General features: G+C 64.8%; 29 protein-coding genes. 21 read left to right on the top strand and 8 right to left on the bottom strand.

Annotated features, from left to right (window positions below):
- Positions 1-55: 55 nt before the first annotated feature.
- The 18 genes from QTH97_RS16135 to QTH97_RS16050 all read left to right on the top strand — a co-directional run bounded on the left by QTH97_RS16135 (position 56) and on the right by QTH97_RS16050 (position 17,322).
- Positions 56-3,943, top strand: a complete 3,888-nt coding sequence (locus QTH97_RS16135) for a DUF3683 domain-containing protein (protein ID WP_286569313.1) — start codon at positions 56-58, stop codon at positions 3,941-3,943.
- Positions 3,944-3,948: 5 nt separating this feature from the next.
- Positions 3,949-4,386, top strand: a complete 438-nt coding sequence (locus QTH97_RS16130) for an HIT family protein (protein ID WP_286569312.1) — start codon at positions 3,949-3,951, stop codon at positions 4,384-4,386.
- Positions 4,386-4,799: a gamma-butyrobetaine hydroxylase family protein gene (locus tag QTH97_RS16125; protein ID WP_286569311.1), complete on the top strand. Its 414-nt coding sequence runs from the start codon at positions 4,386-4,388 to the stop codon at positions 4,797-4,799. The genes QTH97_RS16130 and QTH97_RS16125 overlap by 1 nt, the downstream gene beginning before the upstream one ends.
- Positions 4,800-4,868: 69 nt before the next feature.
- Positions 4,869-5,600: a bifunctional demethylmenaquinone methyltransferase/2-methoxy-6-polyprenyl-1,4-benzoquinol methylase UbiE gene (gene ubiE, locus QTH97_RS16120; protein ID WP_286569310.1), complete on the top strand. Its 732-nt coding sequence runs from the start codon at positions 4,869-4,871 to the stop codon at positions 5,598-5,600.
- A 32-nt stretch (positions 5,601-5,632) separates the two neighbouring features.
- Positions 5,633-6,667: a Tim44 domain-containing protein gene (locus QTH97_RS16115; protein ID WP_286569309.1), complete on the top strand. Its 1,035-nt coding sequence runs from the start codon at positions 5,633-5,635 to the stop codon at positions 6,665-6,667.
- Between the two features lie 44 nt (positions 6,668-6,711).
- Positions 6,712-7,266 (top strand): ubiquinone biosynthesis accessory factor UbiJ, encoded by a 555-nt coding sequence (locus tag QTH97_RS16110; protein WP_286569308.1) that lies wholly within the window; start codon positions 6,712-6,714, stop codon positions 7,264-7,266.
- Entirely contained in the window at positions 7,263-8,828 is a 1,566-nt protein-coding gene (ubiB, locus tag QTH97_RS16105) for a ubiquinone biosynthesis regulatory protein kinase UbiB (RefSeq protein ID WP_286569307.1), read from the top strand. The genes QTH97_RS16110 and ubiB overlap by 4 nt, the downstream gene beginning before the upstream one ends.
- 15 nt (positions 8,829-8,843) lie before the next feature.
- Positions 8,844-10,292 (top strand): high affinity choline transporter 1, encoded by a 1,449-nt coding sequence (locus QTH97_RS16100; RefSeq protein ID WP_286569306.1) that lies wholly within the window; start codon positions 8,844-8,846, stop codon positions 10,290-10,292.
- An 82-nt stretch (positions 10,293-10,374) separates the two neighbouring features.
- Positions 10,375-10,713 (top strand): FmdB family zinc ribbon protein, encoded by a 339-nt coding sequence (locus QTH97_RS16095; RefSeq protein WP_286569305.1) that lies wholly within the window; start codon positions 10,375-10,377, stop codon positions 10,711-10,713.
- 9 nt (positions 10,714-10,722) lie between these two features.
- Positions 10,723-11,343: a DUF502 domain-containing protein gene (locus QTH97_RS16090; protein ID WP_286569303.1), complete on the top strand. Its 621-nt coding sequence runs from the start codon at positions 10,723-10,725 to the stop codon at positions 11,341-11,343.
- A gap of 31 nt (positions 11,344-11,374) precedes the next feature.
- A complete protein-coding gene (aspS, locus tag QTH97_RS16085; RefSeq protein WP_286569302.1) occupies positions 11,375-13,180 on the top strand; it encodes an aspartate--tRNA ligase in 1,806 nt (601 codons plus the stop codon).
- 19 nt (positions 13,181-13,199) lie between these two features.
- Positions 13,200-13,667 carry a dihydroneopterin triphosphate diphosphatase gene (gene nudB / locus QTH97_RS16080; protein WP_286569301.1) on the top strand — a complete coding sequence of 156 codons (468 nt, stop codon included), beginning with the start codon at positions 13,200-13,202 and terminating at the stop codon, positions 13,665-13,667.
- The gene (locus QTH97_RS16075; RefSeq protein WP_286569300.1) at positions 13,664-14,422 is read left to right on the top strand and encodes an endonuclease/exonuclease/phosphatase family protein; all 759 of its coding nucleotides are present in this window, start codon (positions 13,664-13,666) and stop codon (positions 14,420-14,422) included. Before nudB ends, QTH97_RS16075 begins: the two co-directional genes overlap by 4 nt.
- Positions 14,423-14,492: 70 nt before the next feature.
- The gene (gene folE / locus QTH97_RS16070) at positions 14,493-15,224 is read left to right on the top strand and encodes a GTP cyclohydrolase I (RefSeq protein WP_286569298.1); all 732 of its coding nucleotides are present in this window, start codon (positions 14,493-14,495) and stop codon (positions 15,222-15,224) included.
- A gap of 5 nt (positions 15,225-15,229) precedes the next feature.
- Positions 15,230-15,652, top strand: a complete 423-nt coding sequence (locus QTH97_RS16065; protein WP_286569296.1) for a BLUF domain-containing protein — start codon at positions 15,230-15,232, stop codon at positions 15,650-15,652.
- Between the two features lie 15 nt (positions 15,653-15,667).
- Entirely contained in the window at positions 15,668-16,492 is an 825-nt protein-coding gene (locus QTH97_RS16060; RefSeq protein ID WP_286569294.1) for a DUF429 domain-containing protein, read from the top strand.
- Positions 16,493-16,612: 120 nt separating this feature from the next.
- Positions 16,613-16,810, top strand: coding sequence for a CsbD family protein (locus QTH97_RS16055; protein WP_286569292.1), 198 nt, complete (start codon positions 16,613-16,615; stop codon positions 16,808-16,810).
- A 59-nt stretch (positions 16,811-16,869) separates the two neighbouring features.
- Positions 16,870-17,322, top strand: coding sequence for a BON domain-containing protein (locus tag QTH97_RS16050; RefSeq protein WP_286569290.1), 453 nt, complete (start codon positions 16,870-16,872; stop codon positions 17,320-17,322).
- An 82-nt stretch (positions 17,323-17,404) separates the two neighbouring features.
- On the opposite strand, the gene QTH97_RS16045 is transcribed toward QTH97_RS16050, so the two are convergent.
- The 6 genes from QTH97_RS16045 to QTH97_RS16020 form a co-directional block, all read right to left on the bottom strand.
- Positions 17,405-17,950 carry a ferritin-like domain-containing protein gene (locus tag QTH97_RS16045; protein WP_286569288.1) on the bottom strand — a complete coding sequence of 182 codons (546 nt, stop codon included), beginning with the start codon at positions 17,948-17,950 and terminating at the stop codon, positions 17,405-17,407.
- Positions 17,947-18,456 (bottom strand): hypothetical protein, encoded by a 510-nt coding sequence (locus tag QTH97_RS16040; RefSeq protein ID WP_286569286.1) that lies wholly within the window; start codon positions 18,454-18,456, stop codon positions 17,947-17,949. Before QTH97_RS16040 ends, QTH97_RS16045 begins: the two co-directional genes overlap by 4 nt.
- Positions 18,377-18,757, bottom strand: a complete 381-nt coding sequence (locus QTH97_RS16035; protein WP_286569284.1) for a hypothetical protein — start codon at positions 18,755-18,757, stop codon at positions 18,377-18,379. The genes QTH97_RS16040 and QTH97_RS16035 overlap by 80 nt, the downstream gene beginning before the upstream one ends.
- A 61-nt stretch (positions 18,758-18,818) precedes the next feature.
- Positions 18,819-19,193 carry a hypothetical protein gene (locus tag QTH97_RS16030; protein ID WP_286569282.1) on the bottom strand — a complete coding sequence of 125 codons (375 nt, stop codon included), beginning with the start codon at positions 19,191-19,193 and terminating at the stop codon, positions 18,819-18,821.
- A gap of 58 nt (positions 19,194-19,251) precedes the next feature.
- Positions 19,252-19,416, bottom strand: coding sequence for a DUF1328 domain-containing protein (locus QTH97_RS16025; protein WP_286569281.1), 165 nt, complete (start codon positions 19,414-19,416; stop codon positions 19,252-19,254).
- Positions 19,417-19,591: 175 nt separating this feature from the next.
- On the bottom strand, positions 19,592-20,932 hold the full coding sequence (locus QTH97_RS16020) for a CHASE3 domain-containing protein (protein ID WP_286569279.1): 1,341 nt from the start codon (positions 20,930-20,932) through the stop codon (positions 19,592-19,594).
- Positions 20,933-21,036: 104 nt separating this feature from the next.
- Here QTH97_RS16020 and QTH97_RS16015 point away from each other — a divergent pair, with 104 nt between their 5' ends.
- The gene (locus tag QTH97_RS16015) at positions 21,037-21,669 is read left to right on the top strand and encodes a response regulator (protein WP_028249172.1); all 633 of its coding nucleotides are present in this window, start codon (positions 21,037-21,039) and stop codon (positions 21,667-21,669) included.
- Between the two features lie 68 nt (positions 21,670-21,737).
- Here QTH97_RS16015 and QTH97_RS16010 read toward each other — a convergent pair whose 3' ends face one another.
- The gene (locus QTH97_RS16010; protein WP_286569277.1) at positions 21,738-22,136 is read right to left on the bottom strand and encodes a response regulator; all 399 of its coding nucleotides are present in this window, start codon (positions 22,134-22,136) and stop codon (positions 21,738-21,740) included.
- A 263-nt stretch (positions 22,137-22,399) separates the two neighbouring features.
- Between QTH97_RS16010 and QTH97_RS16005 the strand changes: the two genes are divergently transcribed.
- Both QTH97_RS16005 and QTH97_RS16000 read left to right on the top strand, forming a co-directional pair.
- Positions 22,400-22,603: a hypothetical protein gene (locus tag QTH97_RS16005; protein ID WP_286569275.1), complete on the top strand. Its 204-nt coding sequence runs from the start codon at positions 22,400-22,402 to the stop codon at positions 22,601-22,603.
- An 8-nt stretch (positions 22,604-22,611) separates the two neighbouring features.
- Positions 22,612-24,654 carry an AsmA family protein gene (locus tag QTH97_RS16000; protein ID WP_286569273.1) on the top strand — a complete coding sequence of 681 codons (2,043 nt, stop codon included), beginning with the start codon at positions 22,612-22,614 and terminating at the stop codon, positions 24,652-24,654.
- Here QTH97_RS16000 and QTH97_RS15995 read toward each other — a convergent pair.
- Positions 24,651-25,409, bottom strand: a complete 759-nt coding sequence (locus QTH97_RS15995; RefSeq protein WP_286569271.1) for a HesA/MoeB/ThiF family protein — start codon at positions 25,407-25,409, stop codon at positions 24,651-24,653. The genes QTH97_RS16000 and QTH97_RS15995 overlap by 4 nt on opposite strands.
- Positions 25,410-25,430 lie beyond the last annotated feature (21 nt).

The raw sequence follows: 25,430 nt of genomic DNA, 5'->3' as shown, positions 1-25,430 counted from the left end.
AAAATTCACGCCCCTGGTTGATGGGCGCGCAGCGCCCGACCGAGGCCACTCCCCGATGAATGCTCCGACCGCGTTGACGGCGTTGTTGTCGCAGGCCGCAGAGCCTGTGCGATTGCGTGAGATCCCCTACAACTACACCAGCTTCTCCGATCGCGAGATCGTGATTCGCCTGCTGGGCGAGCGAGGCTGGGAACTCCTGCAGATCCTGCGCTCAGAGCGCCGCACCGGCCGATCGGCCCGCATGCTCTACGAAGTGCTGGGCGACATCTGGGTCGTGCAGCGCAATCCCTACCTCGTCGACGACCTGCTGGACAATCCGCGCCGGCGCGGCCAACTGGTGGACGCCCTCAACCACCGCCTGACCGAAGTGCAGAAGCGCCGAACACCCGACAGCGACGCCCAGCGCGACCTGCTCGTCGGCGAGTTGACCGGCCTGGTGGCCCAGGCGATCTCGGCCTTCGACACGATGTTCCGCGACGTCGCAGCCCTGCGGCGCAAGGCCACGCGCACGCTGCGCCGGCTCACGGCCAAGGACAACATCAAGTTCGACGGGCTCTCGCGCGTGTCGCACGTGACCGACGCGACCGACTGGCGCGTCGAGTACCCCTTCGTCGTGCTGACGCCCGACACAGAGGCCGAGATGGCCGGACTGGTCAAGGGCTGCATCGAGCTGGGCCTGACCATCATTCCGCGCGGAGGCGGCACCGGCTACACGGGCGGCGCGATCCCGCTGACCTGGAACAGCGTCGTCATCAACACCGAGAAGCTCGAGGCGATGACCGAACTCGAGATGGTCTCGCTGCCGGGGCTGGACAACCCGGTGGCGACGATCTGGACCGAGGCGGGGGTCGTCACCCAGCGCGTGGCCGATGCGGCCGAGCGCGCGGGTTTCGTGTTCGCGGTCGATCCCACCTCGGCCGAGGCTTCGTGCGTGGGCGGCAACGTCGCGATGAACGCCGGCGGCAAGAAGGCGGTTCTCTGGGGCACCGCTCTGGACAATCTCGCGTCCTGGCGCATGGTGACACCGCAGGCGGAGTGGCTGGAGGTCACGCGTGTCGGCCACAACCTCGGCAAGATCCATGACGCCGAAAGCGCGGTTTTCGAACTTCAGTACTTCGCCGCCGACGGCAAGACCGCTCTTCGCGCCGAGCGGCTGGAGATCCCCGGCAAGACCTTCCGCAAGGAAGGCCTCGGCAAGGACGTGACCGACAAGTTCCTCTCGGGCCTGCCCGGCATCCAGAAAGAAGGCTGCGACGGCCTCATCACCAGCGCGCGCTGGATCGTGCACCGCATGCCGGCGCACACGCGCACGGTCTGCCTCGAATTCTTCGGCAACGCGAAGGATGCGGTGCCGAGCATCGTCGAGATCAAGGACTTCATGTTCGCCGAGCAGAAGCGCTCCGGCGTGCTGCTGGCCGGCCTGGAGCACCTGGACGACCGCTATCTCAAGGCCGTCGGCTATGCGACCAAGTCGAAGAAGCACGGCGGCCTGCCGAAGATGGTGCTGTTCGGCGACATCGCCGGCGACGACGCCGACGCCGTGGCGCGCGTGACTTCCGAGGTGGTGCGTATCGCGAATTCACGCAGCGGCGAGGGCTTCATCGCCATCAGTCCCGAGGCGCGCAAGAAATTCTGGCTCGACCGCAAGCGCACGGCCGCCATCAGCAAGCACACCAACGCCTTCAAGATCAATGAAGACGTGGTGATCCCGCTGCCGCGCATGGCCGAGTACACGGACGGCATCGAGCGCATCAACATCGAGCTGTCGCTGCAGAACAAGCTTGCGCTCGCCGACGAGCTTGAAGCCTTCCTGGCGCGCGGCAACCTGCCGCTGGGCAAGAGCGACGACGCCAACGACATCCCGTCGGCCGAGTTGCTGGAAGACCGCGTGGCGCAGGCCGTGGCGCTGGTGCGCGAGGTGCGCGCGCTGTGGCAGGGGTGGCTCGACAACGTCGACGCGCTGTTCCCCCAACTGCAGGATCACTCGCTGCGTGCGAGCTGGAAGACGCAGATCCGCGCGCCGCTGGCGACGATTTTCTCGGGTGCCGAGTTCGCGCCGATCCTGGCCGAATGCAACGAGATCCACCAGCGTGTGCTCAAGGGCCGAGTGTGGGTCGCGCTGCACATGCACGCGGGCGATGGCAACGTGCACACCAACATCCCCGTCAACAGCGACAACTACGAGATGCTGCAGACTGCCCATGCGGCGGTCGCCCGCATCATGGTGCTGGCGCGCAGCCTCGACGGGGTCATCTCGGGCGAGCACGGCATCGGCATCACCAAGCTCGAATTCCTGAGCGACGACGAACTGCAGCCCTTCACGGACTACAAGCGCCGGGTCGACCCCGAAGGCCGGTTCAACAAGGGCAAGCTGCTTCGCAGCAACGAGCACCAGGCGCAGGACGGGCGCGCGCTGCAGGCGGACCTGACCAATGCCTACACGCCGAGCTTCGGCCTGATGGGGCATGAGTCGATCATCATGCAGCAGAGCGACATCGGCGCCATTGCCGACAGCGTCAAGGACTGCCTGCGCTGCGGCAAGTGCAAACCGGTCTGCGCGACGCACGTGCCGCGCGCCAACCTGCTCTATTCGCCGCGTAACAAGATCCTCGCGACCTCGCTGCTGGTCGAGGCCTTCCTCTACGAGGAGCAGACCCGGCGCGGCGTGAGCATCAAGCACTGGGAAGAGTTCGAGGACGTGGCCGACCATTGCACGGTCTGCCACAAGTGCCTCTCGCCGTGCCCGGTCAAGATCGATTTCGGCGACGTATCGATGAACATGCGCAACCTGCTGCGCAAGATGGGCCAGAAATCCTTCCGGCCCGGCAATGCCGCGGCGATGTTCTTCCTCAATGCGACCAGCCCGCAGACCATCAAGATGATGCGCACGGGCATGGTCGACGTCGGCTTCAAGGCGCAGCGGCTGGCCAACGACCTGCTGCGCGGCCTCGCGAGAAAGCAGACCGCTGCACCGCCGGCGACGCTCGGGCCGGCGCCGGTCAAGGAACAGGTGATCCACTTCATCAACAAGAAGATGCCTGGTGGATTGCCCAAGCAGACAGCGCGTGCGCTGCTCGACATCGAGGACGCGGACTACGTGCCGATCATTCGCGATCCGAAGACGACCACGCCCGAGACCGAGGCGGTGTTCTATTTTCCGGGATGCGGCTCGGAGCGGCTCTTCTCGCAGGTGGGCCTCGCCACGCAGGCCATGCTGTGGCATGCGGGCGTGCAGACCGTGCTGCCGCCGGGCTACCTGTGCTGCGGCTATCCGCAGCGCGGCAGCGGCCAGTACGACCGCGCCGAGAAGATGATCACCGACAACCGCGTGCTCTTCCACCGCGTCGCCAACACGCTGAACTACCTCGACATCAAGACGGTGGTGGTGAGTTGCGGCACCTGCTACGACCAGTTGCAGGGCTACCAGTTCGACAAGATCTTCCCGGGCTGCCGGATCATCGACATCCACGAGTACCTGCTGGAGAAGGGCATCACCCTGGCCGATGCAGGCGGTGGCGGCTATCTCTATCACGATCCTTGCCACACACCGATGAAACTGCAGGACCCGATGAAGACCGTCAAGGCGCTCGTCGGCGACAACGTGCTCAAGAACGACCGCTGCTGCGGCGAGTCGGGCACGCTCGGCGTGACGCGGCCGGACATCTCGACGCAGATCCGCTTCCGCAAGGAAGAGGAACTCCGCAAGGGCGAGGCCGCGCTGCGCGACGCCGGCAAGGTGGCGCCCGCGGACAACGTCAAGATCCTGACGAGCTGCCCGAGTTGCCTGCAAGGCCTGAGCCGCTACGGCAACGACCTGAACAACGGCCTGCTCGAAGCCGACTACATCGTGGTCGAGATGGCCAACAAGATCCTCGGCGAGAGCTGGATGCCCGAGTATGTGGCGGCTGCCAACCAGGGCGGCATCGAACGCGTGCTGGTGTGACGGACATGCGCGTTTCGGGCTGCCCCTTGTGCGACGACCTCGGTGGCCGATTGGTCTTCGACGCGGCAAGGCTGCGGGTGATCCATGCGGCAGAGGCGAACTTTCCCGCGTTCTATCGCGTCGTGTGGAAGGATCATGTGGCCGAATGGTCCGACCTGTCGCCCGAGGACCGCGCACTGTGCATGGAGGCGGTGGCCTTGGTGGAGCAGAGCCTGCGCGACGCGTTGTCGCCTGCCAAGATCAACCTTGCTGCGCTCGGCAACATGGTGCCGCATCTGCACTGGCATGTGATCGCTCGCTTCGACTGGGACACGCGTTTCCCATCCCCGGTGTGGGTGGCGGCACAGCGCCAGCCCGACGTCGGGCGGGAAGCCGAGGTCGAAGCAAAATTGCCTGCACTGGAGCGCGACATGATCCAGCGACTGGCGACTAGGAGTTTTTGATGGCAGGTTTGAAATCGGGCGCACCGACGCCCCAGTCGATCACATTGCACAGCCAGTCGCGTGTGCTGGAGGTGGGCTTTTCCGATGGTGCGACCTTCCGGATTCCCTTCGAGCTGATGCGCATCTATTCGCCGTCGGCGGAAGTGCAGGGCCACGGACCGGGCCAGGAAGTGCTGCAGACCGGCAAGCGCAACGTCGGCCTGATCGACCTGCAACCCGTGGGCAACTATGCCGTGCAGCCGACCTTCAGCGACGGCCATGACAGCGGGATCTTCTCGTGGGACCTGCTCTACGACCTCGGCACCCGCCAGGACGAACTCTGGGCCGAGTACGAGCGTCGCCTCGCCGCAGCAGGTGTGGACCGCGATGCCCCGATGCCCGAAAAGGGCGGGCACGCCTGCGGCAGTCATTGATCTCGAAAGTCCGGTGTCCCTGCGGGGTCGTCGGCTTGATGTGAACGCTTCCGGCCTAACATCGGGAGCATGAGTACCACCCATTTCGGCTTTGAATCGGTCGACGAAAGCGACAAGGCCCGCCGCGTGCGCGGTGTCTTCGACTCGGTAGCCACGCGCTACGACCTCATGAACGACCTCATGTCCATGGGGCTCCATCGCGCATGGAAGGCCTACACGGTCATGGTTGCCAACGTGGGCGAGGGTTCGAAAGTGCTCGACATCGCCGGTGGCACGGGCGATCTCGCACTCGCATTCGCGAAGAAGGTCGGCAGTACCGGCGAAGTGGTCCATACCGACATCAACGAGGCCATGCTGCGCACCGGACGCGACCGGCTGCTCGATGCCGGCGTCGCCTTGCCCACGCTGGTGTGCGATGCGGAGAAGCTGCCCTTCCCGGACAACCATTTCGATGTGGTGACGGTGGCCTTCGGCCTGCGCAACATGACCCACAAGGACGTCGCGCTGAAGGAAATGAATCGCGTGCTGAAGCCGCGCGGCAAGCTGCTCGTGCTGGAGTTTTCCAAGGTTGCCAAGCCGCTGCAGAAGGCCTACGACTGGTATTCGTTCAGCGTGCTTCCGCGCCTGGGCAAGGTGGTCGCGGGCGACGACGCCAGCTACCGCTACCTCGCCGAATCGATCCGCGTGCATCCCACCCAGGAGGAACTCAAGACCCTGATGAAGGAGGGCGGTTTCGGGCATGTGGACTATCACAACATGACTGGCGGTGTCGTGGCCCTGCATGTTGGAATCAAGTGTTGAATCATTTTGTTTGCCGAAGAAGAGGAGATGTCATGAAGAATTTCTGGTCCGTGATGCTGGTGTGTGCGCTGGCCGTCGTGAGCATCGATGCCGACGCTGCCCGCATGGGCGGCGGAAAGTCGTTCGGCAAGCAGTCCGGTAACGTCACCCAACGCCAGGCGACCCCGCCTGCGACTACCCCTGCCACGCCGGGCGCTCCCGCCCAGAACGTCAACAACGCTGCGGCCAAGCCCGCACCGGCCGCCGCCCCTGCTGCAGCACCCAAGCGCCCTTGGGCCGGCATGCTGGGTGGCCTGGCAGCAGGCCTCGGTTTGGCATGGCTCGCCCACTCGCTGGGTCTCGGCGCCGCCTTCGGCAACATCCTGCTGATCGGCCTGCTGGTCCTGGCAGCCGTGGTCGTGTGGCGCATCTTCGCGGCGCGCTCGCGCAACAGCGCCGCGCCTCGTACCGGCGGCTTCGCGTTCCAGGGTGCGGGTAACCCCGCAGACGCCACCGCGCCTGCGCAGTACAGCCCCAACAATGTCGGCAATGACGCCTCGGCTCGTCCCTGGGAGCGCAGCACGGCTGCTTTCGACGCCACGCCCGCACACGCCCATCCGTCCGGCTCGTCGATGGCCGGTGCCGCTGCCGCAGGCGGCAGCATGATCGGATCGGCGCTGGCCGGATCGCAAAGCTGGGGCATCCCCGCCGGCTTCGATACCGAGGGCTTCCTGACGGCAGCCAAGCGCAACTTCGTGACGCTGCAGGACGCATGGGACCGTGCGGACATCAACATGTTGCGCTCGATGATGACCGACGGCATGGTCGGCGAGATCCGACAGCAACTGGCTGAGCGCGAGAACCATACCGGCGGTCAGCCGAACAAGACCGAGGTCGTGATGCTCGACGCCAAGCTGCTGGGCATCGAGGAACTGCCGGACGCGTACCTCGCCAGCGTGGAGTTCTCCGGAATGATCCGTGAGGACGTCTCGTCCGGTCCGAGCCCGTTCCGCGAGGTGTGGAACATGACCAAGCCGACCAGCGGCTCCAGCGGCTGGCTGGTCGCCGGAGTCCAGGCACTTCAGTAAGCGCCCGGCGATTCGATCGGGGCGCAAGCCCGGATAATGGGGACATGGTTACACCATCGTCCCCATTTTCTTTTCTCGACGACCTTTTCAACCGAGTCGGCAGTCGCCTGCAGCCGCCGGCCTGGGCGGTCCACGAGATCCAGCACCGCGCGGTGCTCTTCCTCAACCATGTGCTGCAGCAGGAGCCAGAGGCGCAGCAGCGCCTCACGCGCCAACAGGGCCGTGTCGTGCAGTTTGAATGGCGCTTCGTGACGATGAAGTTCGTCGCCACGCCGGCGGGCTTGCTCGATTTGGCGCCCGAAGGCGCCACGGCCGAACTCACGCTGACCGTGACGGAGGAGTCTCCCTTCGGCCTCGCACGCGCCGCGTTCCGCGGTGAGAAGCCTGCCGTTCGCATCGAGGGAGACGTGCAATTGGCGGCAGAGGTCAACTGGCTCGTCGATCATGTGCGCTGGGATGTGGAGGACGACCTTGCGCGCGCCATCGGCGATGTGCCCGCACACACGATCGCGACGGGTGCCCGCCGCGTGGTGGAAGCGCTGCGGCACTTTGTCGGCGAGCGCTCCGGCAAGGCCGGCGGGCCTGCGGGCACCGAATGAGCCGCGTCTATCGCGGCATCTTCATCGTCTGGGTCGCGCTCCGCTACGGCCTGGACGAACTCGTCCTCACCAGTTTCCAGAAGCCGTGGCTGCGCGTGGTGGCCCGCATCGTCTCGGTGGGACGGAAGCTCGACGCGCCGCGCGGCCAGCGCCTGCGCGAGGCGCTGGAGCGGCTCGGCCCGATCTTCGTCAAGTTCGGCCAGGTGCTTTCCACCCGGCGCGACCTGCTGCCGGCCGACATCGCCGACGAGCTGGCCTGGCTGCAGGATCGCGTTCCTCCCTTTCCGTCGAAGGTGGCGATCGCCACCATTGAGCGCGCATTCCGCCGGCCGGTCAGCGACATCTTCGTGCAGTTCGACGAGACACCTGTGGCGAGCGCGTCGATCGCACAGGTGCACTTCGCGACCGTGCGCGTGAGCAACGGCACGGTGCGCGAGGCCGCGGTCAAGGTGCTGCGGCCGGGCATGCGCGACGTGATCGAGAAGGACCTTGCGCTCATGGCCATGATGGCCGGCTGGGTCGAAAACCTCTCGGCCGACGGCAAGCGCCTGAAGCCACGCGAGGTGGTTGCAGAGTTCGACAAGTACCTCCACGACGAACTCGATCTCGTGCGTGAGGCGGCCAATGCGGCGCAGTTGCGCCGCAACATGGAGCCGCTGAAGCTGGTGATGATTCCCGAGATGTTCTGGGACTTCTGCCACCCGGAAGTGATCGTGATGGAGCGCATGAAAGGCGTGCCGATCGCGCAGCTCGACCGCCTGCGGGCCGCCGGCGTCGACATCCCGAAGCTCGCGCGCGACGGCGTCACCATCTTCTTCACCCAGGTGTTCCGCGACGGCTTCTTCCACGCCGACATGCACCCGGGCAACATCCAGGTGAGCCTGGCGCCAGAGACTTTCGGGCGCTACGTGTCGCTCGATTTCGGCATCATCGGCACGCTGACCGAGTCCGACAAGGAATACCTCGCGCAGAACTTCGTGGCCTTCTTCCGGCGCGATTACAAGCGCGTCGCCGAGCTTCACCTCGAAAGCGGCTGGGTGCCGATCGGCACGCGCATCGACGAACTCGAGGCAGCGATCCGCACGGTGTGCGAGCCGTACTTCGACCGGCCGCTCAAGGAGATCTCGCTGGGCATGGTGCTGATGCGCCTGTTCCAGACCTCCCGCCGCTTCCACGTCGAGATCCAGCCGCAACTCGTGCTGCTGCAGAAGACCCTGCTCAACATCGAGGGTCTGGGGCGCCAGCTCGACCCCGAGCTCGACCTCTGGAACACCGCCAAACCCTTCCTGGAAAAGTGGATGAGCGAGCAGATCGGCCCGCGCAAGCTCTTCGAGCAACTGCGCGCCGAGGCGCCGCGCTACGCCAAATTGCTGCCGCAATTGCCGCGGCTCATGCACGATTTCCTGGAAAATCGGCCCGCGGACCACCGCCGCGAACTGATGGAGCTGCTGGCTGCTCAGAAGCGTACGAACCGTCTCCTGCAGGCGATCATCTACGGTGGCATAGGTTTTGTATTGGGGTTGATCGCGATGCAGGTGCTGGTGCGCGTGCGTCTTTTCTGATTTGGAGAATTTGCCGTGCTGTTGACCCTGGTCATCGTCTACCTGCTCGTCACCATCGCGATCGGCCTGTATGCGGCCAAGCGCGTCAAGAACACCACCGACTTCGCGATCGCCGGGCGCCATCTGCCCCTGTACATGATCGTGACCACCACCTTCGCCACGTGGTTCGGCTCCGAGACCGTGCTCGGCATCCCGGCCAAGTTCATCGAAGGCGGCCTGAACGGCGTGATCGAGGACCCCTTCGGCGCCGGCACCTGCCTGATCCTGGTCGGCCTGTTCTTCGCGGGCAAGCTGTACCGCATGACGCTGCTGACGATCAGCGACTACTACCGCGAACGCTTCGGCCGCACCATCGAGATTGCCTGCTCCCTGATCATCATGCTGAGCTACCTTGGCTGGGTGTCGGCCCAGGTCACGGCGCTGGGGCTGGTGTTCAACGTGTTGTCCGGCGGGGCTATCAGCGTTCCGATGGGCATGGTGATCGGGGTCGTTTCGATCCTGGCCTACACGCTCTTCGGCGGCATGTGGTCGGTCGCCGTGACCGACTTCATCCAGATGATCATCCTGGTGCTGGGCTTGGCGGTGATTGCCGTCTTCGCCGGCAACATGGCCGGCGGCGCCGACAGGGTGGTGGCCTTCGCGGTCAGCAAGGATCTCTTCAAGTTCTGGCCCGAGCCGAACCTGAAGGACATGGTCTTCTTCTTCGCGGCGGCCATCACCATGATGCTGGGCTCGATTCCGCAGCAGGACGTGTTCCAGCGCGTGATGTCGGCCAACAGCGTCAAGTCCGCGACGCGCGGACCGGTCATCGGTGGCGTCGCCTACATCCTGTTCGCCTTCGTGCCAATGTTCCTGGTGGCGAGCGCCCTGCTCATCATGCCGGAGGAAACCGCCACGTTGCTCAAGGACGATCCGCAGAAGGTCCTGCCGACGCTGGTGCTCGAGAAGATGCCCTTCGTGATGCAGGTGCTGTTCTTCGGGGCGCTGCTGTCGGCCATCAAGTCGACGGCTTCCGCGACGTTGCTTGCGCCGAGCGTGACCTTCACCGAAAACATCTGGCGCCAGTTCCGGCCGGCGGGCAGCGACAAGGCCAACCTGATGACCATGCGCATCACGGTGCTGCTGTTCAGCGCGGCGGTGCTGACTTATGCGATCCGGATGCAGGGCACCCCGATCTACGAGCTGGTGTCGGGCGCGTACCAGGTGCCGCTGGTGGGTGCGTTCGTGCCGCTGGTGTGCGGCCTGTACTGGCAGCGCGCGACCACCCAGGGCGCGGTGGCGGCGGTGGTGCTCGGCATCGGCATCTGGCTGCTGTTCCTGGCCATGCCCTGGGGCAAGGAATTCCCGGCCCAACTCGCGGGCCTGTTGGCCTCGTTTGGCGGGATGGTGGCCGGCTCGCTGGCGCCGCAGTGGGTGTCGAATACACGTACGCCGCACCGTCCGCTGGCTGTCGATCCGGCCTGATCCGCGCGAGGGCGGGAGGGGGCCCCTTATAATCGAGGGCTTTGCGAGCGGCCGCCGGCCGCCCATTTCGCCCCCCCATCCCATGCCTATCTACGCCTACAAGTGCAGCGCCTGCGGCTTTGCCAAGGACGTGCTGCAGAAAATGTCCGACGCTCCGCTCTCGGAGTGCCCGGCTTGCAGCGCGAACGCGTTCAGCAAGCAGCTCACCGCCGCCGGCTTCCAGCTCAAGGGTTCGGGCTGGTATGTGACTGATTTCCGCGACGGCGGGGGCAAGAAGGGCGGCGACAGCAACGGTGCGAGCACCAGCCCGGCCCCGTCCGCCGAAGGCGGCGCTGCCAAGACGGCTGACGCGCCCGCGACCGCACCATCGCCGGCGCCTGCCCCGGCGCCCGCGGCGGCACCCTCATCCAGCACCGACTGAGATCCCGCCATGCTCGCCTTGCGCAAATGGCTGCTGTCCGGCTTGCTGGTCATCGTTCCGCTGGTCATCACGCTGGGCGTGCTGAACTGGATCATCGGCACGCTGGACCAGACGCTGTGGCTGCTGCCCGAGGACTGGCAGCAGTACCTCACCGAGCACAAGGTGCGCGGGCTCGGCGTACTGCTGACGCTGGCCATCCTGCTGTCGGTCGGCGCCATCGCCAGCAATTTCGTCGGCAAGCGCCTGCTCGGCTGGGGCGATGCGGTCGTCCGCCGCATTCCGGTCGTTCGCTCGATCTACTCCAGCGTCAAGCAGGTCTCCGACACGCTGTTCTCCGAGAACGGCAACGCGTTCCGCACCGCGGTGCTGGTGCAGTGGCCGCGTGAAGGCGTCTGGACCATTGCCTTCGTGACCGGCACGCCCGGCCACGAAGTCCTGACCCACCTCGGCGGCGGCGATTACCTCGGCGTCTACGTGCCGACCACGCCCAATCCCACGGGCGGCTATTTCGTGATGCTCAAGCGCAGCGACTGCATCGAACTCAAGATGAGCGTGGACGACGCGCTCAAGTACATCGTCTCGATGGGGGTTGTCGTTCCCGGCGGCCCCGCAACGATCGCGATCAAATAATCACGCGCCACCCGGCGCCCGGAATTCATCTATGCCCATGCGTTCAATCTATTGCGGTCTCGTGACCGAAGCCCTCCTGGACCAAACCGTCACCCTTTGCGGCTGGGTCAATCGCCGGCGTGACCATGGTGGCGTGATCTTCATCGACCTGCGCGACCGCGAGGGCTACGTCCAGGTCGTGTGCGACCCGGATCGCGCCGCGACCTTCGCCGCCGCCGAAGGCCTGCGCAACGAGTTCTGCGTGCAGGTGACCGGTCTGGTGCGCGCGCGGCCGGAAGGCACCGTCAACGACAACCTCAAGAGCGGCAAGATCGAAGTGCTCTGCCACGAGATGAAGGTGCTGAACCCATCGGTGACGCCCCCCTTCCTGCTGGACGACGACAACCTTTCGGAAACGACGCGCCTCACGCACCGCGTGCTGGACCTGCGCCGCCCCGTGATGCAGCGCAACATGATGCTGCGCTACAAGGTCACGATGGAGGCGCGCAAGTTCCTCGATGCCAACGGCTTCATCGACATCGAGACGCCGATGCTGGGCAAGTCCACGCCGGAAGGCGCGCGCGACTACCTGGTGCCGAGCCGCGTGCACGATGGCAGCTTCTTCGCTCTGCCGCAATCGCCACAGCTCTTCAAGCAACTGCTGATGGTGGCCGGCTATGACCGCTACTACCAGATCGTCAAGTGCTTCCGCGACGAAGACCTGCGCGCCGACCGCCAGCCCGAATTCACGCAGATCGACATCGAAACCTCGTTCATGGCCGAGGAAGAGATCCGCGAGATGTTCGAAGGCATGATCCGCAAGGTCTTCCGCGCCGCTGCCGAGGTCGAACTGCCGCCGTTCCCGGTGATGAGCTACGGCGACGCGATGTTCAAGTACGGCTCGGACAAGCCCGACTTGCGCGTCAAGCTCGAATTCACCGAACTGACCGACGTGATGCGCAATGTCGAGTTCAAGGTGTTCGAGCAGGCGGCAAGCACGCCCGGCGGCCGCGTCGTTGCGCTGCGTGTGCCTGGTGGAGGCGGCGAAGGCGGCATGTCGCGCGGCGACATCGACGCCTACACGGAGTTCGTCAAGATCTACGGCGCCAAGGGCCTGGCCTACATCAAGGTCAACGATGCAGAGCAGGGCCGCGAAGGCCTTCAGAGCCCCATCGTCAAGAACCTCAACGACGCGTCGCTGGCCGAGATCATCGCGCGCACGGGCGCTCGAAACGGCGACATCATCTTCTTTGGCGCCGACAAGTCCAAGGTCGTCAACGACGCGATCGGCGCGCTCCGCGTGAAGATCGGCCACAGCGCATTCGGCAAGAAGAACGGCCTGTTCGAAGACCGCTGGGCACCGTTGTGGGTGGTCGACTTCCCGATGTTCGAGTTCGACGAGGAAGGACAGCGCTGGTCGGCGGTGCATCACCCGTTCACCGCGCCGAAGGACGGCCATGAAGACCTCATGGACACGGCCCCCGAGAAGTGCATCGCCAAGGCCTATGACATGGTGCTCAACGGCATCGAGATGGGCGGCGGCTCCGTGCGTATCCACCGCGAGGAAGTGCAGAGCAAGGTGTTCCGCGCGCTGAAGATCAGCGCCGAGGACGCACAGAACAAGTTCGGCTTCCTGCTGGACGCGTTGCAGTACGGCGCGCCCCCGCACGGCGGCATCGCGATCGGTCTCGACCGGCTGGTGATGTTGCTGAGCGGCGCGGAATCGATCCGCGACGTGATCGCCTTCCCCAAGACCCAGCGCGCGCAGGACTTGCTGACGCAGGCGCCAAGCCCGGTCGACGAAAAGCAGTTGCGCGAACTGCACATCAAGCTGCGCAACGCGCAACCCGCAGCGTGATCGGCCAGGGGTCGCAAGCATGAGCGAGCGCCCCTGGAAAATCCCCGAGTCGGTGCTGGTCGTGATCCACACGCCAGCGCTCGACGTGCTGCTGATCCGGCGTGCCGACGCCGACGAATTCTGGCAGTCGGTCACCGGCAGCAAGGATGTGGCGGACGAGCCGCTGGGCCTCACCGCTGCGCGCGAGGTCGAGGAGGAGACGGGCATTCTCTGCGGCGAGGGCAGTGAACTCGCCGCGAAGCTCATCGACTGGCAACTGCAGAACATCTACGAGATCTACCCCCGGTGGCGTGCCCGCTATGCGCCCGGCATCACCCACAACACCGAGCATCTGTTCGGCCTGTGCGTACCGGAGCGGGTGACGCCGCGGCTGGACCCGCGGGAGCACACCGCCTGGAAATGGCTGCCGTACCGCGATGCGGCGGATGCCTGTTTTTCCCCGTCGAACGCCGAAGCGATCCTGCTCCTGCCACAATTTGCCCGATGAATTCGCCGGCGAACGTCTTCCGTGTGGCCACCTACAACATCCACAAGGGTGTGCAAGGCATCGGGCCGGCGCGTCGCCTCGAAATCCACAACCTGGGCCATGCCATCGAGCAACTCGATGCGGACATCGTGTGCCTGCAGGAGGTGCGCAAGATGAACCGCCAGGCCGCGGCTCGATTCCGGCACTGGCCCGAACTGCCGCAGGCGGACTTCCTCGCGCCCGAGGGCTACACCGCGGTCTACGAGACGAACGCCATCACCCGGCACGGCGAGCACGGCAATGCGCTGCTCACACGCTGGCCCGTGCTGCGCAAGACCCACGAGGACATCTCGGACCACCGCTTCGAACAGCGCGGGCTCCTTCACGTGGCGATCGATCTCGACGGCACGCCGGTGCACGCCATCGTGGTGCACCTGGGCTTGATCAAGGGCAGCCGCATTCGGCAGGTCGCCCAACTGCGCGAGTTCATCGAGCGCGAGATCCCGGCCGGGGAGCCGTTGATCGTGGCCGGCGACTTCAACGACTGGGGTGCGCGCATGCGCTATGCGATGAACGCCATGGGCATGCGCGATTCGAGCGACCTGCGCGGGCCGCGGATCCTGACCTATCCTTCGCGCCTGCCGGTCGCGCAACTCGACTTCATCTACGGCCGTCAACTGGAGCCTGTCGCATGCACCGTGCCGCGCGGTTCCATCTGGGCCCGCATGTCCGATCACCTGCCGCTTGTGACCGACTTTTCGCTATCAAAACAATAGCAATACGGTGAGGCGGGTAGGGCGTTGTAGGGGTAATCGCCTTCCATCCATTCGCTGTTAGGATGCACCCATGCTTAGGACCATCGACGCCGCGAGGCGCCCCGCGGAAGGGGCTGAAGACGAGGGCACACCCGTGTCCGTGAAGATCCGCGAGCGCCTGCTCGCCGCCCGCAAGCGCTTCAATGCCAACGACAACATCGCCGAGTTCATCGAGCCCGGCGAGCTCGAGCATCTGCTCGACGAAGTCGAAGGCAAGATGAAGCACGTGCTGGAAAGCCTGGTGATCGATCTCGACAACGACCACAACACCGGCAACACTGCCCGCCGCGTCGCGAAGATGTACCTCAACGAGGTGTTCAAGGGCCGCTACGTCGCGCAGCCCTCGCTCACGGAGTTTCCCAATGCCGAGCATCTCAACGAGCTGATGATCGTCGGCCCGATCACCGTGCGCAGCGCCTGCTCGCACCACTTCTGCCCGATCATCGGCAAGCTGTGGATCGGTGTGATGCCCAACGAAAAGACCAACGTGATCGGCCTGTCGAAGTACGCGCGGCTGGCCGAGTGGGTCATGGGCCGCCCTCAGATCCAGGAAGAAGCGGTGGTGCAACTCGCCGACCTGATCCAGGAAAGGACGCAACCTGACGGGCTGGCTCTGGTGGTCGAGGCGGAGCACTTCTGCATGCAGTGGCGCGGCGTCAAGGAGATGGACAGCAAGATGATCAATTCGGTGATGCGCGGCGTCTTCCTGAAGGACCCGAACCTTCGCCGCGAATTCCTTTCCCTTCTTCCACGCAAGCGCTGAACATCATGCTCGTACGCCTTCTCTACGCCAGCCGCGCCGTGGACACGAGCCCGGGCGCCATCGAAGCCATCCTCGCGCAATCGCGTTCGCACAACCCTGCCTGCGGCATCACCGGCATTCTTTGCTATGGCGCGGGTGTATTCCTGCAGGCCATCGAAGGCGGCCGGATGGCGATCAGCGAACTGTACGGCCACATCCAGAGGGATCCCCGGCACAAGGACGTGGTGCTGCTGCACTACGAGGAAATCTCGGAGCGCCGGTTCGGCGGGTGGACCATGGGGCAGGTCAACCTGTCGAAGCTCAACGCGTCGACCTTGCTCAAGTACTCGGAGCGGCCGGAACTCGATCCGTACTCGGTGTCGGGCGTGGTCTCGCTCGCGCTGCTGGAAGAGCTGATGGCGACCGCAGCCATCGTCGGTCGACACTGATTCACCATCCTCCGGGTGTTGCTGCTCGGTTGCGACTTCTCGAGTGCGCCGACCGCGCGCAAGCCGATCGTGATCGCGCTCGGTACCGGGGAGTCGGGGCGGGTTGCCCTGTCAGGCTTCGAGTGCTTCGATTCGCTCGACGCTTGGAGTCGTTGGCTGGCGGCGTCACCGGCATGGGTCGGCGCATTCGACTTTCCCTTCGGGCTGCCGCGCGAACTGGTCGAGCACTTGGGCTGGCCGCTGCAGTGGCCAGCACTCATCACGCACTACGGGGCACTCGGCCGAGCGGAAATCCGTGAAACCTTTGCGGCCTTCTGCGCCGCGCGGCCCGTCGGCGGCAAGTTCGCACACCGGGCCACGGACGGTCCCGCGGGCTCCAGTCCGTCGATGAAGTGGGTCAATCCGCCCGTCGCCTTCATGCTGCACGCTGGCGTGCCACGGCTGCTGGATGCGGGCGCCGTCCTGCCCGGATTGCATATGCCTGCTCAGGGCGGCGCGCGCATCGCACTGGAAGGCTATCCCGGCCTGCTGGCGCGAGAGTTGATCGGGCGGCGCAGCTACAAGAGCGACGAGGCGGCCTCGCAGACCGAAGGGCGTCGGAAGGCGAGGGCGGACCTCATCGAGGCACTGGAAAGAGGCTCCGCCCGGCTGGAACTTCGACTCGTCATGAGCAAGGCTGCACGGGAACGGCTGCTCGGCGACGCCAAAGGGGATTGCATCGACGCGGCCCTGTGCCTGCTGCAAGCGGCCTGGGCCGCGTCTCGCAGGTCGAGCGCCGGCCACGGCTACGGCCTTCCGGCGGAAATCGATCCGATCGAGGGCTGGATCGTGACAGCCTGACATCCCCGAGTCCTACAGCATGTCGAGCCCATGCCGGGGGCCATGGGCTGGATGCCCTCGCTAGATTGAATGCAGTGGTTCGGGCGAACCACCATTCACCAACTTTGCGAAGGAATTGATATGAACAAGGACCAAGTTGCAGGCCGTGTCGAAGAGGCCAAGGGCAAGGTGAAGGAAGTCGCCGGCAAGGTGACGGGAAGCGAAAAGCTCCAGACCGAAGGCGTGCTCGATCAGGCGGCCGGCAAGGTGCAGAAAACCTATGGCGACGTCAAGGAAAAGGCCAAGGACGCTATCAAGAGCGACGCCGACAAGCTGTGACGCGCAGGGCTTGCACATCCAGGTGTGCAAGCCCTTCTATCGAACGACAGGAGGTTCCCATGACTGATCTCAACCCTATTTCCAGATACTCGCGGCATTGGCTGGCACTGATGCTGGCCAGTGGCGTGCTCGCACTCAGCGCCTGTGACAAGGCGGGCAACCAGACGGCGGGCCAAAAGGTGGATTCGGCGATTGCGAAGACCGAACAGGCCGGCGCGGATGCCAAGGCCAAGTCGGAATCTGCTGCAGCATCGACCAAGGAGTCGGTAAAGGACGCGGGCGCAAGCGTCGCGGCGGCGGTGGACGACGCGACCATCACGGCTGCCGTGTCGACCGGCCTCGCCAAGGATCCGGATCTCAGCGCCATCAAGATCGACGTGGACACCAAGGGTGGCACGGTGAGCCTGAGCGGCCCGGCGCCGAATGCGGCCGCGAAGGCGCGTGCCGAAGAGATTGCAAAGTCCGTGAAGGGCGTCAGCGCAGTCAACAACAACCTGGAAGTGAAGATGTAAGTCCGCCTCCGGACACCTTCACGACGCAAGAAAGAAAAAGCCCGGGGTTCCCGGGCTTTTTCATGGTCGAGCGCTGGATTCATCAACTCTTGAGCCAATCCTTCAATTCGTCGGCATGCTCTTCTTCGTCGGCAAGGATTTCTTCCAGCATGCGACGGGTCGTCGGGTCCTTGTCGCCGATGAGGGAAATCATCTGGCGATAGGACTCGATGGCAATTCGCTCCGCAATCAGGTTGGCGCGGACCATCGCCTGCAAGTCCAGCGATGCGTCGTAGTCGGCATGGCTGCGCTCCAACAGGCTCTTGGGGTTGAAATCCGGTTCGCCGCCGAGCTGGACGATGCGCTCGGCAATCTTGTCCGCGTGTCCCAGTTCCTCATTGGCATGAACGAGAAATTCCTCGGCGATCTTCGGCGAAGCCTCTCCGCTGGCCGTGAAATAGTGGCGCCTGTAGCGCATCACGCAGACCAACTCGGTCGCGAGCGCGTCGTTGAGCAGTTTGACGATGTCGTCCCGCCACGGGCCGTAGTTCGGCGTGACGGCGCCTTCATCGAGGCTCTTCGATGCGGCATCGATGGCGGCCTGGTCGAGAACCAGGCGTTCCGGGCGTTCCTTGACGGCGGTGTTCATGGAGGATCCTTTCGTGGGTTTGCGTTTTTCTGCATCAGCGTGTTCACCAGGTCGGCCATGTCCGATGTCTTCAGGACGGCGGCCAGCACGGCAGTGATCGAAAGCAGGCGCCACGGCTTGACCAGTACCAGCAGCGCGCCGGTCGCGGCGGCCGCGGCCATGAGCTTCGCAGGCTCTTCTCGTGCGTAGCGCTCCAGCAGGGGCCGGGCAACCTGGGTGACCGCATTGGCGGGATGCCTACGCCACCAGCGCCGGGCGACGTTCCGGGCCACCTCGGCCCAGGCAAATGGGCTGGGCTTGCCATCGGGCCGCTGCGGGCGGGATACGCGCGGCGGGTCCGGTGCGTGGCGGCGATTGCCTTGCAACTGCGACACGAGGGCCCTGCGTGAGATAGCCAACCGCTCTTGCGGGGTAAGCGTGGTGGGTTCAGCTGCCATGGCGCTGCCCCGCAACATGAAGCGCGTGCACGTCAGCGTCGATCTGCGCTCGCAGATCAGCGAACGCATGCATTTCCTGCGGTCGCGACGCCACGTAGGCCGACACCAGAGCGATCAGGACGGCAACGCCGGGCACGAGCGCCAGTACCCAATGAAAGCTGCCGTGCAGCATCCCGAGCATCACGGCTACACCGATCAGTCCCAACGCGAGCATCGCGCTCACCGCCGCGAGAACCCCCGCCACCAGGCGGGCAATCAGACCGCGGCTCGCTTCGTGCGTCTCCTGCCGCACGAGCGCGCCGTAGTTGGCAATGTGATCGGCGATCAGCTCAGGATGCCCGAGCACCGTGGAGTAAATGGGATGAAGCATGCTGCTACAAGGTGCTGTGAGGGCTCTGCCAGAGCCGAGGGAGGGCGGTCAGACCATCAGATCAATAGTCGTCCCGGCGACGGCTGGCCAATACGATCAGCGCCGTGATGGCTGCGCCGGCGGCTGCCGCCACGAGCACCGAGCGGACCGGCTGGTCGGCGATGTACTTGCCCGTGACGTCGGCGGCGGCTTCCAGGCGGCGTTGGGCGCGCGCGCTGGTCGTCGATGCGGCATCCAGCCCGCGTTGCACGGCCTGCTGGACGCGTGCAGCGAGTTGCTCCACCGCTGGCTCGGCCTCGCGACGCAGGTCGCGAACCTTTTCGCCTGCGGCGTTCACGGCGTTTTGCGCATAGGCGCGCGTCGTGTCGATGGCGTCGTTGGCGGTCTGGCGAGCATCCTCGGCCAGTTGCGCGGGAGTCTTGGTGGTCGTGTTCATGAATGGATCCTTCCAGGAGATTGGATTTGTTTGCGAGTGCCTGCTCATCGTAACGACGCTACCCGCGTCGCATCAAGCCCGCGATGAAGCTGGCGAGAGCAAGGATCAGGAAGATCACGAACAGGATCTTCGCGATGCCCACGGCACTGGCGGCGATACCGCCGAATCCGAACAGCGCGGCGATCAATGCGATGACCAGGAACACGACTGCGTAATGCAACATGCTGAACTCCTTTCGAGGATGGCCCCGTTGAGATGAATACCAGCGCGTCCGGTTGAGGAACGGCCTGGGACCAACGTTAAGAGGATGGTCGTTCGCCCCCTGTCAGCAGCAGCGGGCGCGGGGCGTAGGAGAGGGCCGAATCACCGCGGACATCGCCGCGAAAGGCCAAAGGCGTTCAGGCCGGGCTGGAAGGAAGGACGGCGCTCAGTCGCGTGCCCTGACCCTCGGACGATGACACGTTGAGCTTGCCCTTGGCCGCCTCGACGCGATGCCGCATGCCCGCCAGGCCATGGGTCGACGGGCGCGAGTGCTGCGTGTCGAAGCCCTTGCCGTTGTCGCTGACTTCCACGACCACGTGGTTGCCGTAGTTCTTCATCACGATGCTGGCCTCGGTGGCCTGCGCGTACTTGCTGATGTTGGTGAGGCTCTCCTGGACCATCCGATAGACGGTGAGCTGGTTGGACTCGTCCAGGACAACGGGTTCGAGCACCATCTCGATCTCGATGTTCGAGCGCTCGGCAAATTCGCGCCCGAGGATCTCGAGCGAAGCGACCAGCCCCAGGTTGGAGAGCGAGGACGGACGCAGGTCTTCGATGATGCGGCGCTTCAGGGCGATGCCGCTGTTGAGCAATTCGTTCAGATGCTGCAGCCGCTGCGTGGCATCGGGCGAGTCCGTCAGGCGGGATTTCAGGCGGGCGACGTCGAGCTTGGCCGCGGTGAGCAGGGAACCCAGTTCGTCGTGCAACTCGCGGGCCAGGTAGCCCCGCTCGGTTTCGCGCACCTGCTGCAGGTGGGTGGCGAGCTCGGCCAGCGTCGTGGTGCGCTCCCGCACCTCGTCTTCCAGCGCATTGCGTTCGTATTCCAGCGCTTTCTGCTGGCGCTCGCCGACGGAGCGCAGTGCGTGGGTCTGCCGCAGGTAAAGAAAGAAGGCGGCCAGGCCCGCAAGCGCCACGAGGCCGATGCCGATTCGCGCGAAGCGCAGTGATTTGGCGATCTGCAGCTGTCCGCGCGTCAGTTCTTCATTTCGGATCGCGATCAGATCGCTGATCTCATTGCGAATGGAATCCATTTCCTCACGGCCCACGTCGGTCGTGATGACGAATTTCCATGCGTCTTCGTTGCCGTTCTGGCGCAAGCGGACGCTCATCTCCATTTCAGCGAGCTTGCGCCCCACGTGCTTTGCCAGCTGGCTCAGCTGCGCGAGTTCGGCAGGTCTCCCGGCATAGAGGATCTGCAGCGCGGCCATGTGGCCATCCACCTGCTTGACCGCATTGTCATAGGGCTCCCGGTAGCGGGCTTCTCCTGTCAACAGATAGCCGCGCTGGCCCGTTTCTGCATCCAGGACGTTCTGGAGCATCAGGTTGAGCACCATGCGCGCGCGCTGGGCGTCGCCCACTTCGGTGAGTGCCTGGGAGGATTGGCGGTAGCCGGCTTCGTTGATGCCCACCAGCACCAGCGCTGCCAGCACGGCGAGCGTCAGGCCCAGGGCCATCTTCGGGAAAGCTAACCAGCGCATGAGGTTTCCGTGTAATGCCTAGGGTTCAAATCGGGAATAATCGAGCCGAACAGGGACCGACATCGTGCGGCGCAGAAGGCCGCACGGTTCAACGAAGGTAACAGATGATCAAGATCGGAATTGTGGACGACCACGCCATCGTGCGCTCCGGCTTGCGCCAGTTTTTCTCCGAGCATGTCGACCTGCGCGTCGTGGGGGAAGCTGCCAGCGGCCGCGAGGCGATCGAACTGGTCCGCACGACTGAACTCGACGTCCTCGTGATGGACCTCTCCATGCCCGGGCAGAGCGGCATCGATGCGCTCGCGATGATTCGCGCCAAGGCGCCGGATGTCGGCATCCTCATCCTGAGCGGCTACCCCGAAGAGCACTACGCGATGAACCTGATCCGCCAGGGCGCGAGCGGCTACCTCAACAAGGAATGCGATCCGATCGAGATCGTGAATGCAATCCGCACCATCTCGCTGGGCCGCCGCTACATCACACCCGCAGTGGCGGAACTCCTGGCGCGCCAACTCGACCGCAAGGACGATGCAGCGCCGCACGAGCAGCTCTCCGAACGCGAATTCCAGGTGTTCCTCAAGCTGGCGAAGGGCGAAACCGCGGGCGACATCGCCAAGACGCTGTCGCTGTCGGTCAAGACGGTGAGTACCTATCGCACCCGCCTGATGGAGAAGATGAACCTCTCCTCCAACAGCGACCTGACCTACTACGCGCTGAAGAACAAGCTGATCGATTGAAGCTTGCCTACAGGGCTGCGCGCACTCCGCGTGGATGCATCTCTCCCCTGCCGGGGGATGGCTGAGGGTCAGGTTCGGGTCGGGTGCCGCGCGGCTGCCTGCTCTATGCAGAAGTCGATGAGGCCGTCGATCTCGTTGGACTTGTCGAAGACCGCGTCGACGCCGAATTGCGCGCAGCGCTTGCGGATGTCGGGGGTGGCGTAGTTGCTGAGGACCACGACTTTCTGGCTCGGGCGGCGGGACATGCAGGTTTGCAGAACGCCGAGTCCGCTGCCCTGCTTGAGGAAGAGGTCGACGATTGCCAGCTCCCATTCGTCACCGTTGTCACTGAGCCATTGGCTCGCCTCGGCCTCTGTCTCGGCGAAGCCAATGGCCGAAATGCACGTGAGCTCTTCAAGAGTGCCGACAAGGTTCTCTCGGATCGTGACGTTGTCTTCGACGATGTAGGTTTTCAATCTTGGGTCCATGAGAACCGCTTGCCCCCTTGGCGAGCATCCTGGCCCACCCGGCGCGCGCCCGGAAAGCTCTCATTGCAGATGCTAATGATTATTGGGCGACATCATGCAGGGTTCCGGGGGCAGCGGCTGTAGGCTTGTTCTTACGCCCGAATGCGAACTTCGGACGTAGGCGCGGCCCCACAGTAACTGCGGCCGGCTACCGACCTGGCACCGGAGTGCCTTTCCTTACGCTCTTCACCACGTCACTGAACACCCGTCAGAAGGTACAGAGAATGAACATCGTGTGGAGCTACGTTGCCACTGGCCTTCTTGCTCTCGCCGCCGCCGCGGTGATCGCAGGAGGCGAGCCTGCCATGGCCGAACTGCGGTTTGCAGAAGCTGCAACGTCTGCTGCGTCCGCGGGTGTTTCGGCTGTTTCCATCCTCGCTGCGCCACAGGCCGTGACATCGGCCGGCAAGACGCCAGCGATCGACTGAAAGGTTTCATGTCCGTGGAAGCGACCGCTGTATCTTTGCTGCGTCGCTCGTCCTGGGCCAGGGTCGTCGCGGTCCTGCTTGGCTTGCTGGTCGCCCTCCTGGTGGTCATCGCGCTCTTTCCGTGGGATCTTCTTCGCGAGCCGGTCAATCGCTACGTGAGCGAAAAGACCGGCCGCAAATTCGAGATCACGCGGCATCTGGATGTGGACATGGGCTGGCGGCTTGCCACGGTCAAGCTCGACGGCGTGGAGTTCGCCAATCCGTCTTGGGCCAGAGACCCGTATCTCGTGCGTGCCGAACGCGCGGAAGTCGACATCAGCTTCTGGCAACTTCTCTCCCGCAAGGTCGTGCTTCCCCGGCTGGCTCTGGACTCGCCGTCGCTGGGCCTCCAGATGGAAGAGGACGGACGGCGGACTTGGGCGCTGGGCAAGGACACCTCGGACGAAAGCACGGTACCGACCATCGGTTTGCTGCAAGTCGACGGCGGCTCGCTGGATTTCCTCGCCAAGCACCTGGAGATCGATCTGCACGCCGACTTCACCTTCGACACCGGCCGGGGCGACATGCCACTGAGCTACCAGATCAAGGGCCGCTACCGTCAGCAGCCCCTCACGGCCGAAGGACGTACCGGCAACGTGCTGCAGCTCAATGCCGCGGGGCAGCCGCCGTTCCCGATCGAGATCAAGCTCTCGGCCGGGCATACCCGGCTGAAGGTTGAGGGCACGGTCGCAGAGTTGGCCGGTCTGGACGGCCTTGATGCGCAGTTCGACATCAGGGGCCAGAACCTCGGCAATCTTTACCCCGCGCTGGGCATCGCCTTGCCCCAGACGCCGCCTTACGCGCTCAGCGGGAATTTGCGCAAGCAGGCTTCGCTGTGGGAGGCGAAAGCCCTGAAGGGCCGCCTCGGGCTTTCCGACATCGGCGGCGACATGCAATTCGACAAGTCGCAGAAGGTGCCTCACCTGGGCGGGACGCTGCGCTCGCGCGTCATGGACATGGACGACCTTGGTCCTCTGATCGGCTTGCCGCCGACGAGCCGCTCGGCGAACGCCGTGGAAGGCGTCGCCCCGCCGCCCTCCATCACGCAGGTCAAGCGCGCGCAGCGCGATCCCGGCCGCAAGGTTCTTCCCGACGCCACGCTGGATTTCGAGCGTCTGCGCGCCATGAACGCCGACGTGAACTACACGGCGGACCGTATCCAGAACGTGCGCGAGCTTCCACTGGACAAGGGCAGCGTCCAGGTGAAGCTCAAGGACGGCGTCCTGACCCTGGATCCGCTGAACCTCGGTATTGCCAGCGGCAAGGTGGCCGGCGCGATCCGCATCGATGCCACGCAGAACCCTGCAGACATTCGCGCAGCGCTCGACATTCGCGCGATGCAACTCAACCGGCTGATCCCCAAGGTCGAGACCTTGAAGACCAGCTTCGGCAAGCTCGACGGGCGAATCAACCTCTCAGGGCGTGGCAACTCGGTGGCGAGTTGGCTGGGCGGGGCGTCGGGAGACGTGGCTGCCATCACCGGCAAGGGCCAGTTCAGCAATCTGCTGCTTGAATTCATGGGGCTCGACGGCGGGGAGATCATCAAATTCTTGCTGGAAGGCGACCACAACGTGACGTTGCGATGCGCCGCGGTTGCATTCGACGTCGAGAAGGGCGTAATGAACGGCCGCAGTCTGGTCTTCGACACGACGGACACGGTGTTCAACGCCACAGGCAACATCAACCTGGCGAGCGAGTCGATGGACATCGTGGTGCGGCAGCAGCCCAAGGACATGAGCATCCTGGCCTTGCGCACTCCGCTGGTCGTACGCGGCACTTTTGCGTCGCCCAAGGCGGGCGTCGAGGCCGGCCCGCTGGCGACGCGCGGAGCGGCGGCGGTGGCCCTGGGCTTGATCAATCCGTTGCTCGCACTCGCCGCGACCATTGAAACGGGGCCGGGTCAGGACGCCGATTGCCAGGAGGTGCTGGCCGAGGCAAAGCAACCGAGTTCCCGCGCCGCGGCAGCGGGTGCCGCCAAGGCCAGGAAGCAGCCCGCGCAGACCGGAGGCTAGGCGTTCGGGCGGTGCCCGCAGACGCTGCAGCCGGGGTCGCGCGCAACGCGCAGGGTGTCGAATGCGGTGCGGCGGCCGTCGAACATCAGGAGGCTGCCGGCGAGCGACGGGCTGATGCCCGCCAGCAATTTCAATGCTTCACTGGCCTGCAAGGTTCCGATGGTGCCGACGACGGGCGCGAAAACGCCCAGGACCGCGCAACGGGTTTCCTCGAAATCCGCGTCGGGCGGAAACAGGCAGGCGTAGCAGGGCGATGCAGCGTCGCGCGTGTCATAGACGCTCAACTGGCCGTCGAAGCGGATGGCCGCGCCAGCCACCAGCGGCTTGCCATGCGTCACGCACGCGCGGTTCACCGCGTGGCGCGTGGCGAAGTTGTCGCTGCAATCGATCACCACATCTGTCGCAGCGACCATCCGGGCCAGGAGTTCGTCGTCGGCGCGCAGCCTGTGCGTTTCGATCGTGATGTCGGGATTGAGGGCGCGCATCGCCGCGGCAGCTGATTCGACCTTGGCCATCCCCACGCGCGCAGTGGTGTGCGCAACTTGGCGTTGCAGGTTGGTCAGGTCAAGCTCGTCGTCATCGACCAGAGTGATGCGACCCACCCCGGCAGCTGCCAGATACAGCACGACCGGCGAGCCAAGCCCGCCGACACCGATCACCAGCGCATGCGCCGCGCTGACGCGCGCCTGTCCATCAATGCCGAATTCCTCAAGCAGGATGTGGCGCGAGTAGCGCAGCAGATCGTTATCGTCCATGCGTACCGCGATTTGGAGAAA

It is taken from the genome of Variovorax gracilis, assembly GCF_030317115.1.
GTDB lineage: Bacteria > Pseudomonadota > Gammaproteobacteria > Burkholderiales > Burkholderiaceae_C > Variovorax > Variovorax gracilis.
Note: the sequence above shows the minus strand (reverse complement) of the source record. Positions and strands in the feature narration are given on the sequence as shown.

Bases quoted from the DNA above. Each gene is read 5' to 3' on its own strand.
- QTH97_RS16030 (WP_286569282.1), bottom strand. From the start codon at position 19,193: ATGAACACGACCACCAAGACTCCCGCGCAACTGGCCGAGGATGCTCGC.
- nudB (WP_286569301.1), top strand. From the start codon at position 13,200: ATGAGCGAGCGCCCCTGGAAAATCCCCGAGTCGGTGCTGGTCGTGATC.
- QTH97_RS16020 (WP_286569279.1), bottom strand. From the start codon at position 20,932: ATGCGCTGGTTAGCTTTCCCGAAGATGGCCCTGGGCCTGACGCTCGCC.
- QTH97_RS16025 (WP_286569281.1), bottom strand. From the start codon at position 19,416: ATGTTGCATTACGCAGTCGTGTTCCTGGTCATCGCATTGATCGCCGCG.
- QTH97_RS16005 (WP_286569275.1), top strand. From the start codon at position 22,400: ATGAACATCGTGTGGAGCTACGTTGCCACTGGCCTTCTTGCTCTCGCC.
- QTH97_RS16010 (WP_286569277.1), bottom strand. From the start codon at position 22,136: ATGGACCCAAGATTGAAAACCTACATCGTCGAAGACAACGTCACGATC.
- QTH97_RS16130 (WP_286569312.1), top strand. From the start codon at position 3,949: ATGCGCGTTTCGGGCTGCCCCTTGTGCGACGACCTCGGTGGCCGATTG.
- QTH97_RS16055 (WP_286569292.1), top strand. From the start codon at position 16,613: ATGAACAAGGACCAAGTTGCAGGCCGTGTCGAAGAGGCCAAGGGCAAG.
- QTH97_RS16065 (WP_286569296.1), top strand. From the start codon at position 15,230: ATGCTCGTACGCCTTCTCTACGCCAGCCGCGCCGTGGACACGAGCCCG.
- QTH97_RS16045 (WP_286569288.1), bottom strand. From the start codon at position 17,950: ATGAACACCGCCGTCAAGGAACGCCCGGAACGCCTGGTTCTCGACCAG.
- QTH97_RS16075 (WP_286569300.1), top strand. From the start codon at position 13,664: ATGAATTCGCCGGCGAACGTCTTCCGTGTGGCCACCTACAACATCCAC.
- QTH97_RS16040 (WP_286569286.1), bottom strand. From the start codon at position 18,456: ATGCGTTCGCTGATCTGCGAGCGCAGATCGACGCTGACGTGCACGCGC.
- QTH97_RS16015 (WP_028249172.1), top strand. From the start codon at position 21,037: ATGATCAAGATCGGAATTGTGGACGACCACGCCATCGTGCGCTCCGGC.
- QTH97_RS16090 (WP_286569303.1), top strand. From the start codon at position 10,723: ATGCTCGCCTTGCGCAAATGGCTGCTGTCCGGCTTGCTGGTCATCGTT.
- QTH97_RS15995 (WP_286569271.1), bottom strand. From the start codon at position 25,409: ATGGACGATAACGATCTGCTGCGCTACTCGCGCCACATCCTGCTTGAG.
- QTH97_RS16135 (WP_286569313.1), top strand. From the start codon at position 56: ATGAATGCTCCGACCGCGTTGACGGCGTTGTTGTCGCAGGCCGCAGAG.
- QTH97_RS16125 (WP_286569311.1), top strand. From the start codon at position 4,386: ATGGCAGGTTTGAAATCGGGCGCACCGACGCCCCAGTCGATCACATTG.
- aspS (WP_286569302.1), top strand. From the start codon at position 11,375: ATGCCCATGCGTTCAATCTATTGCGGTCTCGTGACCGAAGCCCTCCTG.
- ubiB (WP_286569307.1), top strand. From the start codon at position 7,263: ATGAGCCGCGTCTATCGCGGCATCTTCATCGTCTGGGTCGCGCTCCGC.
- QTH97_RS16095 (WP_286569305.1), top strand. From the start codon at position 10,375: ATGCCTATCTACGCCTACAAGTGCAGCGCCTGCGGCTTTGCCAAGGAC.
- ubiE (WP_286569310.1), top strand. From the start codon at position 4,869: ATGAGTACCACCCATTTCGGCTTTGAATCGGTCGACGAAAGCGACAAG.
- QTH97_RS16000 (WP_286569273.1), top strand. From the start codon at position 22,612: ATGTCCGTGGAAGCGACCGCTGTATCTTTGCTGCGTCGCTCGTCCTGG.
- folE (WP_286569298.1), top strand. From the start codon at position 14,493: ATGCTTAGGACCATCGACGCCGCGAGGCGCCCCGCGGAAGGGGCTGAA.
- QTH97_RS16115 (WP_286569309.1), top strand. From the start codon at position 5,633: ATGAAGAATTTCTGGTCCGTGATGCTGGTGTGTGCGCTGGCCGTCGTG.
- QTH97_RS16110 (WP_286569308.1), top strand. From the start codon at position 6,712: ATGGTTACACCATCGTCCCCATTTTCTTTTCTCGACGACCTTTTCAAC.
- QTH97_RS16050 (WP_286569290.1), top strand. From the start codon at position 16,870: ATGACTGATCTCAACCCTATTTCCAGATACTCGCGGCATTGGCTGGCA.
- QTH97_RS16035 (WP_286569284.1), bottom strand. From the start codon at position 18,757: ATGCTTCATCCCATTTACTCCACGGTGCTCGGGCATCCTGAGCTGATC.